Here is a 15,451-nt window from a genome sequence, read left to right on the forward strand (position 1 = left end):
GAAAAAACCGGGAGCAGAACTGCTCCCGGCTTTCCCTTGTTTGCTGTGCCGAATGTGGGACTCGAACCCACACGTCCTTTCGAACAAAGCATTTTGAGTGCTCCGCGTCTACCATTCCGCCAATTCGGCTGACTACAACGCTGAATAGAATACCGTAGGCTTGGCTCTGTGACTGACCAAAACACCAATCAAACTGCTCCTCGCCGCGTTGTCGTTGCCGAAGATGAGTCGCTCATCCGCATGGACATTGTCGAAATCCTGCGGGATGCCGGCTACGAGGTTGTCGGAGAAGCCGGTGACGGCGAGACCGCTGTCGCCCTCGCTACCGAGCTGCGCCCCGATCTGGTCATCATGGATGTCAAGATGCCCCAGCTCGACGGAATCTCCGCAGCCGAGCGCCTGAGCGCCAACCACATTGCTCCCGTAGTGCTTCTCACGGCGTTCAGCCAGAAGGAGCTTGTGGAACGTGCCTCTGAGGCCGGCGCTCTGGCTTACGTGGTCAAGCCCTTCACCCCCAACGACTTGCTGCCTGCGATCGAGATCGCGCTCAGCCGCTACACCCAGATCATTACGCTGGAAGCCGAGGTCAGCGACCTCGTCGAGCGCTTCGAAACGCGCAAGCTCGTCGACCGCGCCAAGGGGCTTCTCAACGAGAAGATGGGGCTCAGCGAGCCAGACGCGTTCCGTTGGATTCAGAAGGCTTCTATGGATCGCCGTCTCACCATGCACGATGTTTCGCAGGCGATCATCGATCAGTTGAGCGCCAAGAAGTAGACGCTTCACCAAAAACCCGGTCCGCCTCGTGATTGCGAGGCGAACCGGGTTTTCGTGTTTCTCAAGCGTGCGACACGCCCGTGGTTACGTCGTGGGGCGATCTTTCAGGATGTTTGTAATCCGGATCGTGGAGAGGCGGCGCTCTTGCTCGTCACGAACGACGATCTCGTGAGTCGCTAATGTGCGCCCCAGAGCAAGCGCGGTGCAGGTAGCGGTCACGACGCCGGAGCGCGCTGATCGGCTATGAGTGGCGTTGATCTCGATCCCCATGGCAATGCGCCCAGGGCCGGCGTGGATCGCGGATGAAATCGAGCCCAGGGACTCTCCGAGCACGACGTGTGCTCCGCCGTGAAGAATGCCGATTACTTGGGTATTGCCCTCCACTGGCATCGTCGCCACGGAACGTTCAGCGCCGAGCTCGAGAAATTCGATGCCCATTTTTCGGGTGAGTGAGCCGCCACCAGACTCAACGAGGCGAGCAATTAGTTCGGGATCGAGGTCATCGGGGTACTTCACAGAGGGTGTCCTTCTTGTCGGGCCGTTTCCGCTGTCGGCAGCCCCGGCTAGGCTGGCTGCGTGTCGGATTCCCAAAAGCCTACTCTTATGATCATTGACGGCCACTCGCTGGCCTTCCGAGCCTTTTATGCGCTCCCCGTCGACAGTTTTCAGAACCGCGAGGGGCAGCACACCAATGCCATCCACGGTTTCTTGTCGATGCTGATTTCTCTTCTTCAGAACGAGAAACCAACGCATCTAGCGGTCGCGTTCGATATCTCGCGGTACTCCTTCCGTACCCGTGAGTACCCCGAGTACAAAGGAACCCGCGGCGAGACGCCCGTCGAGTTCGTCGGTCAAATACCGCTTCTCGAGGAAGCGCTCAAGGCCATGGGCATTCAGACGCTCAGCAAAGAAGATTTCGAAGCCGACGACATCCTCGCCACTCTGGCCCACGAGGGCTCGGAGAACGGCTATCGCGTGCTCGTGGTTTCGGGCGACCGCGATGCGATCCAGATGGTCAACGACAACGTCACCTTGCTCTACCCGAACGCTCGCGGTGTTTCTGAGCTCAAGCGTTACGACCGCGATGCGGTGTTCGAGCGTTACGGCGTCGAACCCCATCAGTATCCGGATGTCGCGGCACTCGTCGGGGAGACCAGCGACAACCTCATCGGCGTCGACAAGGTGGGGGAGAAGACCGCGGTCAAATGGGTCAATCTGTACGGGTCCCTCGACGAGGTGCTGGCTCACGCTGACGAGATCAAGGGCGTCGTCGGCCAAAATCTTCGCGATCAGATCGATCGACCTGCGCGTAATCGCAAGCTCAACCATTTGCTGACCGATGTCGACTTGCCGGTGAGCGTTGGAGACCTCGACCGCCGACCTATCGACGAGACGGCCGTCCGCGAGGTATTCGATCGTCTGCAGTTCAAGACCTTGCTGCAGCGAGTAATGAAGATCGCTGCCGCCGAACGCGGCGACGACGCGACTGCCGCGGCACCATCCGACGCCGTTGATGACGCGGCGGCGATTCCCGCCATCCGCACCATGGTCGACGAAGAGCTCGCTAAATGGATTTCTACCAACAGCAAAGACAACACGGCGCCGCTCGGGCTCACGGTCACGAGCGTGGACGGTGTTGTCACCGGGCTAGGGCTCGCGACAGCCACTGAGACAGCGTTCGTTCCTTGGGCCGCTGATCGGCCCGACTACGAGGCGCTCACGACCTGGCTCGCGAGTGATTCGCCCAAGTTCATGCACTCCGCCAAGACGCAGCTCAAGATAGCCGCAGACTCGGGTCTGAACATTGCCGGTGTCGCTTTCGACACGATGTTGGCAGCCTGGGTGCTCAAGCCGAGTGGTAAGCCCGAAGAGCTTGAGGCACAGGTTTACAGCTACCTCGGTGAAACTATCGAGCAGGGCGATCCCAACCAGTTGGTCCCCGAAACCGAAGAACTGAGTCCTGCAACGAAGTCGTGGTACGTCGTGCGGTTAGCTGAATACCTTGCGTCGCGCCTCGATGAGGGATCCCTTGCGGTTCTCACCGACATCGAAATGCCGCTTGTGCCCGTCTTCGCGCAGATGGAACGCACCGGAATCGCCGTCAACCGCCAGCTGCTCACTGATCTCAGCTCGTCGCTCAGTACGACTGCGGCTGACGTCGCCCGGAATGCGTTTGAAGTGATTGGGCGCGAGATCAACCTCGGTAGCCCGAAGCAGCTTCAAGACGTGCTGTTTACGCAGCTCGAAATGCCGAAAACTCGTGCCAATAAAACTGGGTTCTCGACGGATGCTGCCAGTCTCGCCGATCTCCAAGAACAAGCACCTCACCCGTTCCTTGACCTGTTGCTTCAGCATCGCGATGCGACCAAGCTGGTTCAGATCATCACCGGAATTGAGAAAGCGATCGATGACTCCGGTCGTGTTCACACGACCTACGAGCAGGCCGGATCCAGCACGGGACGCATAGCCTCGAACGATCCCAACCTGCAGAACGTGCCGGTCAAGACGGCCACAGGGCGACAGATTCGCGCGTCGTTCGAAGCAGGCGCGGGATTCGACACTCTCCTCACTGCGGACTACTCGCAGATCGAAATGCGCATCATGGCCCACCTCTCCGGCGATGAGGGCCTTATCCAAGCCTTCAACGAGGGCGAGGACCTCCACCGTTTCGTCGGCTCTCGCATCTTCGGCGTCGAGCCGGCAGACGTCACCGCCGAAATGCGTACCAAGGTCAAGGCGATGTCGTACGGGCTCGCCTACGGTTTGAGTGCGTTCGGCTTGAGCAAGCAGTTGCGTATCGAGACCAGTGAAGCCAAGGCGCTGATGACTGACTACTTTGCTCGCTTCGGCGCAGTGCGTGACTACCTGCGCAACGTAGTTGAGCAGGCTCGAGTCGATGGGTACACCACGACAATCTTCGGCCGCCGCCGTCCCTTCGGAGACCTCAACTCCAAGAATCGCGTTCTGCGGGATAACGCAGAACGTCAGGCCCTCAACTCGCCTGTTCAAGGCTCGGCAGCCGACATCCTCAAGCGGGCAATGTTGCAGATCGATGCAGACATTCGCAGCGAAGGGCTTCAGTCACGCATGTTGCTCCAGGTGCACGACGAACTGGTCTTTGAGATCGCTGGGGGGGAACTCGAACGAATGACTACACTCGTTCATGAGCGAATGTCAGGGGCTGCGTCGTTGACGGTTCCGCTCGATGTACAAATCGGTACGGGCCATAACTGGGACGCTGCCGCGCACTAGTCGCGCCGGTGGCCGATCCCGTACGCCGTACCCGGTAAGCGGGAGCAACACGCGCGCACCCCACGAAGGAGCAGATGTGAGTAGCAGAACAGTCACTGTTGGTTCGAAAGTGGGGCTGCACGCCCGCCCCGCTTCGGTATTCGCGCGGGCGGTCGCTGAGTGTGGCGTTGTAGTGATGCTGACGGATGCCGCGGGCAAGACCGTGAACGCGGGCAGCATCCTCAGCGTGCTCTCGATGGGTATCGGCTACGGAGACTCGATCACTCTCAGTTCCGACGACGAGAGCGCCGACCCCGCTTTGGATTCTCTCGCGCAGCTGCTCGCAAGCGAACTCGACAACTAACACGCCCACCCCGGCCACTTGAAGGAGCCCGACAACGATGTCAGAGACGAACACCTCATCCGCAGCAGCCCACCATGCACCCCGTGCGGCCACACCGATCGACGCGATCGCCGAGGAGTGGGTAGAAAAGCTGGTGGACCTGAATCCCGCTATTGGAACCTATATCGGTTCGCCGGGGGAGCACTCGGGCTATGCCGACTACTCGCCCGAAGGTCATGCGAATATGGTCGCGGCTACCCGCGACGTGCTGGCGCGGCTAGAAGCGACGCCCATCGTCGATGACGTCGACGTCGTCACCAAGACAGAGATGGTCTCGACGCTCAAGCTTGATCTCGATTCCGATGCCGCTCAACTGTGGAAACGCGATCTCAACAACCTCGCTAGCCCTGCTCAAGATATTCGTGGCGTTCTTGACTTGATGCCCACCGCGACTGAAGCGGATTGGTCTGTCATCGCCGAGCGCCTCCACAACATCCCCGAGGCGATCAACGGCTACATCGCGACGCTTCGTCACGGAATCGAAGGTTCAGTCGTTCCTGCCCAGCGTCAAGTCGCTGAAGTGATCGCTCAGGCGCGCCAAATCGCGGCTCCAGGCGGGTTCTTTGACTCGTTCATCGCCCAGGCTGCCGGGGTAGGTGGCAGCAGCACGCTCGACTCCGCATTGTCGGAGGGCGCAGCGGCTGCAGCATCCAGCTATCAGAAGCTCGAACACTTCTTGGCAGAGGAACTGGCGCCGAATGCAACATCGCAGGATGCATTCGGTCGCGATTTGTACGCGCTGCAGTCGCAGTCGTTCCTCGGCGCGAAAATCGACCTGGACGAGACCTATGAATGGGGAATCGAAGAGCTTGCGCGCATGACGGCCGAGCAACAGGAGATTGCTCACGAGATCAAGCCGGGCGCTTCGATTGCCGAAGCGATCGAGCTTCTCGACGCTGATCCCTCCCGCACGCTCCATGGCACGGATGCACTGCAGCAGTGGATGCAAAAGCTCAGCGATGAAGCGATCGAGGCGCTGGCGGGCACCCACTTCGACATTGCTGAACCGATGCGCGCTCTCGAATGCATGATCGCCCCCACGCACGATGGAATCATCTACTACACCGGCCCCAGCGATGACTTCTCGCGCCCCGGCCGCATGTGGTGGTCGGTTCCCGAATCGGTGACGGAGTTCACGACTTGGCGCGAAGCAACGACCGTCTATCACGAGGGCGTTCCCGGCCACCACCTTCAGATTGCTCAGGCTGTCTACAACCGCGATCAGCTGAACACGTATCGGCGTCAGCTGGCCGGATCCTCGGGTCACGCCGAAGGGTGGGCGCTCTACGCTGAGCGACTCATGAGTGATCTGGGCTTCCTTGACGACCCTGCGAATCGTCTTGGGATGCTCGACGGCCAGCGGATGCGGGCGGCTCGGGTAGTTCTTGACATCGGCGTGCACCTCGGCAAGCCCAAGCTCACGGGTTCTGGCGTGTGGGATTGGGACTATGCCCTTGATTTCATGACGAACAACGTGACTTTGGACCCCGCAAACGTGCGGTTCGAAGTGAACCGTTACTTCGGGTGGCCAGGGCAAGCCCCGTCCTACAAAGTTGGTCAGCGCATTTGGGAACAGTTGCGAGACGAGTGCCAAGCCAACGAGGGTGCGGACTTCGATCTCAAAGAGTTCCACCGGCGAGCTCTTAACGTCGGCGGCGTCGGTCTTGACACGCTCCGTGCAGCACTTTTGGCCCCATACTCGGCGTCGTAATCCCGCGGTCGTCACTGGCGGTACGCGAGTATCGGTCCGCTGTGGATGCGGGTGAAGCGACATCCGCGAAATACCGGCGCTTAACGGTTGGTTTTGTTGGCTTCGAAGGGCTAGGCTGGAGTGTCGCAATTGCGACTTCTTATTCGCCTGCCTTCGGCGATCCACAAGATTCATTTCGTCGTCGGCCCAATTATGCGCTTCTCGAAGCGTGACCCATACCGGAGCAACTACTACATGACAAACGCAACGACCGACAAGGCACCCAAGCAGGTCGCCATCAATGACATTGGATCTGCTGAAGATTTCCTCGCCGCGGTCGAAAAGACGCTGAAGTTCTTCAACGATGGTGACCTTATCGAAGGTACCGTCGTCAAGATCGACCGCGACGAGGTTCTCCTCGACGTCGGTTACAAGACTGAGGGTGTCATTCCCTCTCGTGAACTTTCCATCAAGCACGACGTTGACCCCACTGAGGTCGTCAACGTTGGTGACACCGTTGAGGCCCTCGTTCTCCAGAAGGAAGACAAAGAAGGCCGCCTCATCCTCTCCAAGAAGCGCGCACAATACGAGCGTGCTTGGGGCGACGTCGAGAAGATCAAGGAATCGGATGGCGTTGTCACCGGTTCGGTCATCGAGGTCGTCAAGGGTGGACTCATCGTTGACATCGGACTTCGTGGATTCCTCCCGGCATCGCTCATCGAGCTGCGCCGTGTTCGTGACCTCACGCCGTACCTCGGCCAGGAGATCGAAGCCAAGATCCTCGAGCTCGACAAGAACCGCAACAACGTTGTTCTGTCGCGCCGTGCACTCCTTGAAGAGACGCAGTCGGCTAGCCGCACTTCGTTCCTCAACAACCTCGCCAAGGGCCAGGTTCGCAAGGGTGTCGTTTCCTCGATCGTCAACTTCGGTGCATTCGTTGACCTCGGCGGCGTAGACGGCCTCGTCCACGTTTCTGAGCTCTCGTGGAAGCACATCGAGCACGCTTCAGAAGTTGTTGAAGTTGGCCAGGAAGTTACGGTTGAAATCCTCGAGGTTGACCTCGAGCGCGAGCGCGTGTCGCTGTCGCTCAAGGCAACGCAGGAAGACCCGTGGCAGGTATTCGCCCGTACCCACGCAATCGGACAGGTTGCTCCCGGTAAGGTCACCAAGCTCGTTCCGTTCGGTGCGTTCGTTCGCGTCGCAGACGGCATCGAGGGCCTCGTGCACATCTCCGAGCTTTCGGGTAAGCACGTTGAACTCGCCGAGCAGGTCGTGTCGGTTGGCGACGAAGTATTCGTCAAGGTCATCGACATCGACCTCGAGCGTCGCCGCATCTCGTTGAGCCTCAAGCAGGCCAACGAGGGTGTTGACCCCGAGGGTACCGAGTTCGACCCGGCTCTCTACGGAATGCTCACGGAGTACGACGACCAGGGTAACTACAAGTACCCGGACGGCTTCGACCCCGAGACCAACGAGTGGAAAGACGGCTTCGAGTCGCAGCGCGAGAAGTGGGAGCAGGATTACGCTGCTGCCCAGGGTCGCTGGGAACAGCACAAGAAGCAGGTTGCCGCCGCAGCGATTCAGGAAGAATCGATCAGCAGCGCACCCGCCGGAGCATCCTCGTTCTCGAACGATGACGCTGCATCGAGTGCAGGCGCGGGAACGCTCGCAGACGACGAGACTCTCGCCGCTCTTCGCGAGAAGCTCTCGAGCAACAACTAGTAGTACCTAGCTGAACGTTGTGGCCAGTCTCCTTCGGGAGGCTGGCCACAGTCAGTTAAGGCGGAGTCTGTCTGAGCGCTAAGAAATGCGAGCTTTGAGCCGACGAGCTCGCCTCACTCGCACTACAAGCAGAGCGATAAGCCCCGCGAGCGCGATCGTGCCGATCACCGGGACGATCAATGCGAGCAGACTGAGCACAACGCTGCTGATGTCTTCTACAGTGCTTACGACCGGCGCTGCTACTCCAGCTGTTGCCGCATTGAGCACCGGGCGGGCCGCCATCTTCGTGGCATGGGTACCCAGCGCGAGTATTATTCCGATCACGACGGGCACCCAGGCGCTCGACGAGAAAAAGGATGCGGGGTCGGTGACGACCGCTGTTTCTGAGGCAGCCCCGGTCCCAAAAGCGATGCCGCCGGCTGCCGGTCGGACGATGGTTTGGAGCCAGTCGTTGATTGAGTCGACCATTGGCACCTTGTCGGCGATGACCTCGACGACGAGAAGTACGCCGAGGATCGCAATCACCCAAGGATTCTCCAGCCAAACCCAGGCGCTGGGCAACTCGACGAAATCCAGTGTTCGGCCCGCGACCCCGAGCACGAGCAGGGGTATGTACGCGTTAAGACCGGCCGCCACAGCGAGTCCGCTACCGGTGAGAACTTCGAGCATCCGCAGATCCTTTCGACAGGCTGAGGCTAGCATTAGGGCATGCATTTGATAGCGCTCACTGGAGGCATTGCCTCGGGTAAATCGACCGTCGCGGCGCGTTGGGCGGAGCACGGAGCCGTCGTTGTCGATGCGGATGTGCTGGCACGAGAGGTCGTGGAGCCGGGGTCACCAACGCTCGGTGCGATTGCGGAGCGTTTCGGCGCGCACGTGTTGCGGAGCGACGGGGCGCTCGACCGTCAAGCACTTGGGGCACACATCTTTGGCGATGCGAAGGCGCGCGAAGCACTGAACGCGATCACGCATCCCGCCATTAGCGCTCTTGCGCATCGACGCTTCGAGCAGGCCGCTGAGCAGAACCCTGGCGTGTTCGTCATCTACGATGTGCCGCTGCTCGTGGAGTCCGGTCAGCCACTGGCGAAGTTTGAGGCGGTCGTAACGGTCGAGGCCGATGCGGAGCGTCGAGTGCAACGGCTCATTACCCATCGGGGCATGGATCGCAGCGAGGCAGAGCGTCGCGTTGCATCGCAAGCAACTGGCGATCAGCGCCGTGCCATTGCCGACTTCGTCGTCGATTCCGGTGACGACCTGGAGAGCACCGTCGCCCGAGCGGATGACGTGTGGCACCAACTCCGCAACAAGCTGGTGCCTTCGCCCTAAACGTGCGCTAGACGCTCGACTCTCAGGCTCGTTGTCAGTGCCCTTGTTTACACTTGAGGGATGCAACCAACTCGATCTGTGCGTCCTTTTGAGGTGATCAGCGAGTACTCGCCTTCGGGTGACCAACCTCAAGCGATCAAGGAATTGGCTCAGCGCATCAACGCGGGCGAAACAGACATCGTGCTGTTGGGTGCTACCGGCACGGGTAAATCCGCAACCACCGCGTGGCTAATCGAGCAGGTGCAGCGCCCCACGCTCATCATGTCGCACAACAAGACTCTCGCGGCTCAGCTCGCTAATGAGTTCCGCGATTTGATGCCCAACAACGCTGTCGAGTATTTCGTGTCTTATTACGACTATTACCAGCCTGAGGCCTACATTCCTCAGACAGATACCTTCATCGAGAAAGACTCCTCAGTTAACGCCGAGGTTGAGCGTCTCCGTCACTCCACTACAAACTCGCTACTGAGCCGCCGCGACACCGTGGTGGTTTCGACGGTGTCAAGCATTTACGGGTTGGGCGCCGCAGAGTCCTACTTGGAAGCGATGATTGCTCTGCAGGTAGGCATGCGCATCGATCGGGAAGCGCTCATTCGCAAGTTCGTCGGCATGCAGTACCAGCGCAACGACTACGACTTCTCCCGCGGTAATTTTCGAGTGCGTGGCGACACTATTGAGATCATCCCGGTGTACGAAGAGTTAGCTATTCGCATCGAGATGTTCGGCGATGAGATCGAAGCCCTCTACTCGCTGCACCCGCTCACGGGCGAAATCGTGAAAAAGATGGACTCAGTTTCCGTCTTCCCCGGCACGCACTATTCGGCCAGCCCCGAAACGATCAAGACCGCTATCGTCTCGATCCAAGAGGAACTGGCCGATCGCCTCGCCGTTCTGGAACGTCAGGGAAAGCTTCTCGAAGCACAGCGTCTTCGCATGCGCACGACGTTCGACATCGAAATGATGGAACAGATCGGGTTCTGCAACGGCATCGAGAACTACTCGCTCCACATGGACGGCCGCCAACCGGGGGAGCCGCCGAGCTGTTTGCTCGATTATTTCCCCGATGACTTCCTCGTTGTGCTCGATGAGTCGCACGTCACGGTGCCTCAAATTGGTGCGATGTACGAGGGCGACGCCTCTCGCAAGCGCACTTTGGTGGAGCATGGCTTCCGCCTCCCCAGTGCGCTCGATAACCGACCGCTCAAGTGGGAAGAATTTCTCGACCGGGTGGGCCAGAAGGTTTATCTTTCGGCGACGCCCGGTAAGTACGAACTCGGAATCACCGACTCCATCGTTGAGCAGGTCATCCGCCCCACGGGTCTTATCGACCCTCAGATCGTCGTCAAGCCGTCGAAGGGGCAGATCGATGATCTGCTCGAACAAATCACGGCGCGGGTGGAGAAGAACGAACGCATCTTGGTGACTACGCTCACGAAGAAGATGGCAGAAGAGCTCACCGAGTTCCTCTCAGAAAACGGCGTACGCGTGCGCTACCTGCATTCGGATGTCGATACGCTGCGCCGAGTTGAACTGCTCACAGAACTCCGCCAGGGCGTCTACGACGTGCTCGTCGGCATCAACCTGCTACGTGAGGGTCTCGACCTTCCTGAGGTGTCGCTCGTGGCGATTCTCGACGCCGATAAGGAAGGCTTCCTCCGCTCTTCGACCTCCCTCATCCAGACCATTGGTCGAGCCGCGCGTAACGTCTCGGGCGAAGTGCACATGTACGCCGACGTGGTGACGCGCTCGATGGCTTTCGCGATCGAAGAAACCGACCGGCGCCGAGAAAAGCAGATCGCCTACAACACCGAACACGGAATCGATCCTCAACCTCTTCGAAAGAAGATTGCTGACATCACTGATGCGTTGCTCCGCGAAGGTGCAGATACCGCTGAACTGCTCGCCACGCGCAGCCGGGACGGAAAGAAGCGCGCTCCGACGCCGAATCTCAAGCGAGAGGGAATCGCGGCCGCGGGCGGGAACGATCTCGAGCAAATAGTTTCAGACCTCAACGAACAGATGCTGCAGGCAGCATCCGAATTGAAATTTGAGCTCGCTGCTCGACTGCGCGATGAAGTTCAAGATCTCAAGAAAGAACTGCGGCAGATGGAGCAGGCAGGTCACTTGAAATAGCGGCCGTGCGTGCCAGCGCCAAACGCGATCGCAGCGGTTGTAGGTGCCCTGACGCGAGGAGCGGCTGTTCGCCCTAGTTGCGCAGCGATTCATGGAGAGCGAGGAGAGTTCGCTCTGATTCGGCGGAGTCATAGGCGAGCGCTGTAGCACGCGCAGCATTTCGCCTATTCTCGACCGGCTCACCTTGAATGATGCGCAGTGCGTGTTCAATATGGGTCAGGTCCGGCTCGACTGAGAGTCCGCCACCGTCGACGAATAGGAGCGATGGGCTGCAGGCGCTGGTTGCAACAACGGGCGTTCCTGAGGCGAGCGACTCCAACGCAACCGCGTGACCGTCATGGCTTCCGACTGTCACTAAGGTGATGTCAGCGGTGGCAAAAACTTCGGCTCGTTCAGCGAGCTCGAGATCCCTTGCGCTCAGAAACTGTACGGGCAGCTCGATAGTGCTGCGCTCCAGACGCCCCAGAAGCGGTCCATCTCCCAGAATCACCAGATGAACATTCTCGCCGGCTGCAACGAGCCGCTTCACCACGTCGACGGCGAGGGCAGGTATACCGGCAGCGGTGAGGGGCGTTGCGCACAGAAGGACCATGTCCGCATCGCTGGAATCGCGAAGGGTGCTGTTGTGGCGAAGCGGCGAGAACACCTCTAGGTTTACGCCCGCCGGAGAGTGGGTCAACTCATCATCGCTAGCTGTTGCTGAGACAGCTGCTGCATTCGCTGCGCGAGCGCTGTCGCCCGCATCCTGTACGGAGTCGGGCGTATTTTCTGGATGCACGAGCCCCTGAGCGATGGGAGCCACGCTGACTACCCGGCCGTAACCGACGAGGTCATGGATGCTCGGCGCAGCATTGTTGGATGGGTCGACAATGTAAATCGCGGGAATACGGTTCTGTTGCGCCCACGACCCGATTTCACGAGCGCTCAGGCGATCGGCGACCTCAATGTGATCGGGAACAAGCTTCTCGAGTGCATGCCGAATCGCTTTCGCTATCGGCACAAAGCCACGAGATAGCGAGCGTCCCCGAGCGGGAACGGTAATAACCGTGCCGTACTCAGCCCACGCCACAGATGCCTCTTTACCCGGAACAATGACCGTAAATTCGTGGCCTGCTGCTCGGTAAGCGAGTCCGCGAGAGCGAACCGCGCTCGACGGGCCGAGCGGGGGAGCAGTGAAGAAACTCGTGACGTGCGCAATGTGCATGGTGCCATTATCCCGGTTGCTTCTCGCGCTACACGGCGAACGTACAGGCAATGTCAGTGGTCTCCGTAGAATAGGAAGAGTGACTACTGCACAGTCGATCCCCAATTCTCACCTCAGCGTCCGTGGCGCTCGGGTTCACAATCTCAAGAACGTCGACCTGGAGATTCCGCGCGATTCTCTCGTCGTCTTTACCGGCCTTTCTGGTTCGGGTAAGTCGAGTCTTGCGTTCGACACGATTTTCGCGGAGGGTCAACGACGCTATGTTGAGTCTCTCTCGGCCTACGCCCGCCAGTTCTTGGGACAGGTGGATCGACCCGACGTCGACTTCATCGAGGGCTTGAGCCCTGCGGTTTCGATCGATCAGAAGTCGACCAACCGCAACCCTCGCTCTACTGTCGGCACGATCACAGAGATTTACGACTACATGCGGCTTCTGTGGGCTCGCATCGGTGTCCCGCATTGCGCCGTTTGTGGCGAGAAAATCGAGCGCCAATCGGTGCAGCAGATCGCTGACCAGCTCATGAAGCTCGAGACAGGCAAGCGCTACCAGGTGGTGAGCCCCGTGGTCTCGCAGAAGAAGGGCGAATTCGTCGATCTCTTCGCAGAACTCGCGTCGAGCGGTTACTCTCGCGCCATTGTTGACGGCGAAGTTGTGCAGCTCAGTGATCCGCCCAAGCTCAAAAAGCAGTTCAAACACGACATCTCCGTTGTCGTCGACCGTCTGGTCGCTGGCGACGATATCCTGACGCGTCTCACCGACTCCCTCGAAACTGCGCTTCGTCTCACCGATGGCACCGTTGCGATCAACTTTGTGGACGACGAGGGGGATGCCGCCTGGCGTTCGTTCTCCGAAAAACTGTCGTGCCCAAATAACCACCCCGTCCAACTCACCGAGATCGAGCCACGTACGTTCTCGTTCAATGCTCCTTTTGGCGCTTGCCCAGAGTGTTCAGGGCTCGGTACTCGCATGTCGATCGACGCTGAACTGCTCGTTGCTGACGACTCGGTGAGCCTTGCTGAAGGCGCGATTCTTCCGTGGGCTCAGGCGGGTAAGGGCCTCTATAACTACTTTGAGAAGCTACTCGGTGGCCTTTCTCGTGATCTCGATTTTTCGTTGGACACCCCGTGGGGCGAATTGCCCGAAGACGTGCGGGAGGCCGTGCTCCGCGGCAACGACTTCAAGGTCTCTGTCAAATGGAAGAACCGTTACGGCCGGGAGATGAAGTACTCGACCGGCTTCGAAGGCGTGATTCCGTACATTGAGCGTAAGTATCTCGAGGCCGAGACTGACGTGCAACGTCAGCGTTACGCCGCGTACCTTCGAGAGATTCCGTGTCCTGTCTGCGACGGAAAACGACTCAAACCTGAGGTCTTAGCTGTCACTGTCGCTGATAACAGCATTTCGGATATCTGCGAGCTCAGCTTGATTGATGCCTACGGTTTCATGAAGGAACTGGAACTCTCCGATCGGGATGCTCGGATCGCCGCGCAGGTGCTGCGTGAAATTCGTTTGCGCCTCGAATTCTTGGTTGAAGTAGGGCTGAGCTATCTCAATCTCGCGCGCGCAGCAGCCACGCTGAGCGGTGGAGAAGCGCAGCGTATCCGACTGGCAACCCAGATCGGTTCTGGCCTTACCGGAGTCCTCTACGTGCTCGATGAGCCCAGCATCGGCTTGCACCAGCGTGACAACCGTCGACTGATCGAGACGCTCGTGAAGTTGAAAAACCTCGGCAACACGCTCATCGTGGTCGAGCACGACGAAGACACTATTCGAACAGCGGACTGGGTCGTTGACATTGGGCCGGGAGCCGGCGAGCACGGTGGAGAAGTCGTTCACTCCGGCTCCTACAAAGACCTTCTCAAGAACAAGAAGTCAATTACGGCTGATTACCTCTCGGGGCGAAAGGCTATCGAGACGCCGAAGAAGCGCCGCCCCGTCGACAAGAACCGTCAGATTGTGGTCGAAGGCGCCAAGGCCAACAACCTCAAGAACCTTACGGTCAAGTTCCCCCTGGGAACCTTCACGGCGGTGACGGGGGTGAGCGGGTCTGGCAAGTCCAGTCTCGTCAATGACATTTTGTACAAGGTGCTCGCCAACGAGCTCAACGGCGCACGCCAGATCCCGGGAAAGCACACACGCGTTACTGGCCTTGAGAACCTTGACAAGGTTGTGCACGTTGATCAAAACCCGATCGGCCGCACTCCACGATCGAACCCTGCCACTTACACAGGAGTCTTCGACAAGATTCGAACCCTCTTCTCGGAGACCGCGGACGCTAAGGCGCGCGGGTATCTTCCCGGTCGCTTCAGTTTCAATGTCAAGGGCGGCCGTTGCGAGAACTGCTCGGGTGACGGCACGATCAAGATTGAGATGAACTTCCTCCCCGACGTTTACGTCGCGTGTGAAGTGTGCGGGGGCGCCCGGTACAACCGCGACACGCTCGCCGTGAAGTACAAAGCGAAGAACATCGCCGAAGTACTCGATATGCCGATCAGCGAGGCTGCAGAGTTTTTCGAGGCGATCTCCAGCATCCACCGGTTCTTGAAGACGTTGGAAGATGTTGGACTCGGCTACGTGCGGCTTGGCCAGAGCGCGACCACCCTCTCGGGCGGTGAAGCCCAGCGTGTCAAACTTGCGACTGAGCTGCAGAAGCGTTCCATGGGCCGCAGCATTTATGTTCTTGACGAGCCGACGACTGGTCTGCATTTCGAGGATGTACGTAAGCTGCTCCTCGTTCTTAACGGACTCGTCGACAAGGGCAACACTGTCATCGTCATCGAGCACAACCTGGACGTCATCAAGTCGGCGGACTGGCTCATCGACCTCGGTCCTGAAGGTGGTTCTGGCGGCGGTGAGTTGCTGTCCACTGGCACACCAGAAAAGGTCGCCAAGGTCGCTGGCAGCCACACTGGTCAGTTCCTCGCTGAGGTGTTAAGCGGCAACCGTGTCTAGAACGCGAGGGATGCA

11 protein-coding genes and 1 tRNA gene are annotated in these 15,451 nt (G+C 59.2%); 8 read left to right on the forward strand and 4 right to left on the reverse strand.

Going from position 1 to position 15,451, the window contains the following annotated elements:
- Positions 1 to 46: 46 nt before the first annotated feature.
- Positions 47 to 129: transfer RNA gene (locus CLV85_RS07730), tRNA-Leu, on the reverse strand.
- A 39-nt stretch (positions 130 to 168) separates the two neighbouring features.
- Here CLV85_RS07730 and CLV85_RS07735 point away from each other — a divergent pair.
- Positions 169 to 774 (forward strand): ANTAR domain-containing response regulator, encoded by a 606-nt coding sequence (locus CLV85_RS07735; RefSeq protein ID WP_100388959.1) that lies wholly within the window; start codon positions 169 to 171, stop codon positions 772 to 774.
- 84 nt (positions 775 to 858) lie between these two features.
- Here CLV85_RS07735 and CLV85_RS07740 read toward each other — a convergent pair whose 3' ends face one another.
- Positions 859 to 1,290 (reverse strand): PaaI family thioesterase, encoded by a 432-nt coding sequence (locus CLV85_RS07740; RefSeq protein ID WP_100388960.1) that lies wholly within the window; start codon positions 1,288 to 1,290, stop codon positions 859 to 861.
- Between the two features lie 87 nt (positions 1,291 to 1,377).
- Here CLV85_RS07740 and polA point away from each other — a divergent pair, with 87 nt between their 5' ends.
- The 4 genes from polA (at position 1,378) to rpsA (ending at position 7,820) form a co-directional block, all read left to right on the forward strand.
- Positions 1,378 to 4,026: a DNA polymerase I gene (gene polA / locus CLV85_RS07745; protein ID WP_189621813.1), complete on the forward strand. Its 2,649-nt coding sequence runs from the start codon at positions 1,378 to 1,380 to the stop codon at positions 4,024 to 4,026.
- A 76-nt stretch (positions 4,027 to 4,102) separates the two neighbouring features.
- Positions 4,103 to 4,369 carry an HPr family phosphocarrier protein gene (locus CLV85_RS07750; protein ID WP_100388962.1) on the forward strand — a complete coding sequence of 89 codons (267 nt, stop codon included), beginning with the start codon at positions 4,103 to 4,105 and terminating at the stop codon, positions 4,367 to 4,369.
- A gap of 37 nt (positions 4,370 to 4,406) precedes the next feature.
- A complete protein-coding gene (locus CLV85_RS07755; protein ID WP_100388963.1) occupies positions 4,407 to 6,119 on the forward strand; it encodes a DUF885 domain-containing protein in 1,713 nt (570 codons plus the stop codon).
- A 234-nt stretch (positions 6,120 to 6,353) separates the two neighbouring features.
- The gene (rpsA, locus tag CLV85_RS07760; RefSeq protein ID WP_100389304.1) at positions 6,354 to 7,820 is read left to right on the forward strand and encodes a 30S ribosomal protein S1; all 1,467 of its coding nucleotides are present in this window, start codon (positions 6,354 to 6,356) and stop codon (positions 7,818 to 7,820) included.
- 78 nt (positions 7,821 to 7,898) lie between these two features.
- On the opposite strand, the gene CLV85_RS07765 is transcribed toward rpsA, so the two are convergent.
- A complete protein-coding gene (locus tag CLV85_RS07765; RefSeq protein WP_100388964.1) occupies positions 7,899 to 8,489 on the reverse strand; it encodes a DUF4126 domain-containing protein in 591 nt (196 codons plus the stop codon).
- Between the two features lie 39 nt (positions 8,490 to 8,528).
- On the opposite strand from CLV85_RS07765, the gene coaE reads away from it, so the two are divergent.
- Positions 8,529 to 9,146, forward strand: coding sequence for a dephospho-CoA kinase (coaE, locus tag CLV85_RS07770; protein WP_100388965.1), 618 nt, complete (start codon positions 8,529 to 8,531; stop codon positions 9,144 to 9,146).
- A gap of 60 nt (positions 9,147 to 9,206) precedes the next feature.
- On the forward strand, positions 9,207 to 11,279 hold the full coding sequence (gene uvrB, locus CLV85_RS07775) for an excinuclease ABC subunit UvrB (RefSeq protein ID WP_100388966.1): 2,073 nt from the start codon (positions 9,207 to 9,209) through the stop codon (positions 11,277 to 11,279).
- Positions 11,280 to 11,352: 73 nt separating this feature from the next.
- Here uvrB and CLV85_RS07780 read toward each other — a convergent pair whose 3' ends face one another.
- Positions 11,353 to 12,483, reverse strand: coding sequence for a glycosyltransferase (locus CLV85_RS07780; protein ID WP_100388967.1), 1,131 nt, complete (start codon positions 12,481 to 12,483; stop codon positions 11,353 to 11,355).
- Between the two features lie 79 nt (positions 12,484 to 12,562).
- Here CLV85_RS07780 and uvrA point away from each other — a divergent pair, with 79 nt between their 5' ends.
- The gene (gene uvrA / locus CLV85_RS07785; RefSeq protein ID WP_100388968.1) at positions 12,563 to 15,436 is read left to right on the forward strand and encodes an excinuclease ABC subunit UvrA; all 2,874 of its coding nucleotides are present in this window, start codon (positions 12,563 to 12,565) and stop codon (positions 15,434 to 15,436) included.
- Positions 15,437 to 15,451: the final 15 nt, after the last annotated feature.

Source organism: Salinibacterium amurskyense (assembly GCF_002797685.1).
In the GTDB taxonomy this organism is placed as follows: Bacteria; Actinomycetota; Actinomycetes; order Actinomycetales; family Microbacteriaceae; genus Rhodoglobus; species Rhodoglobus amurskyensis.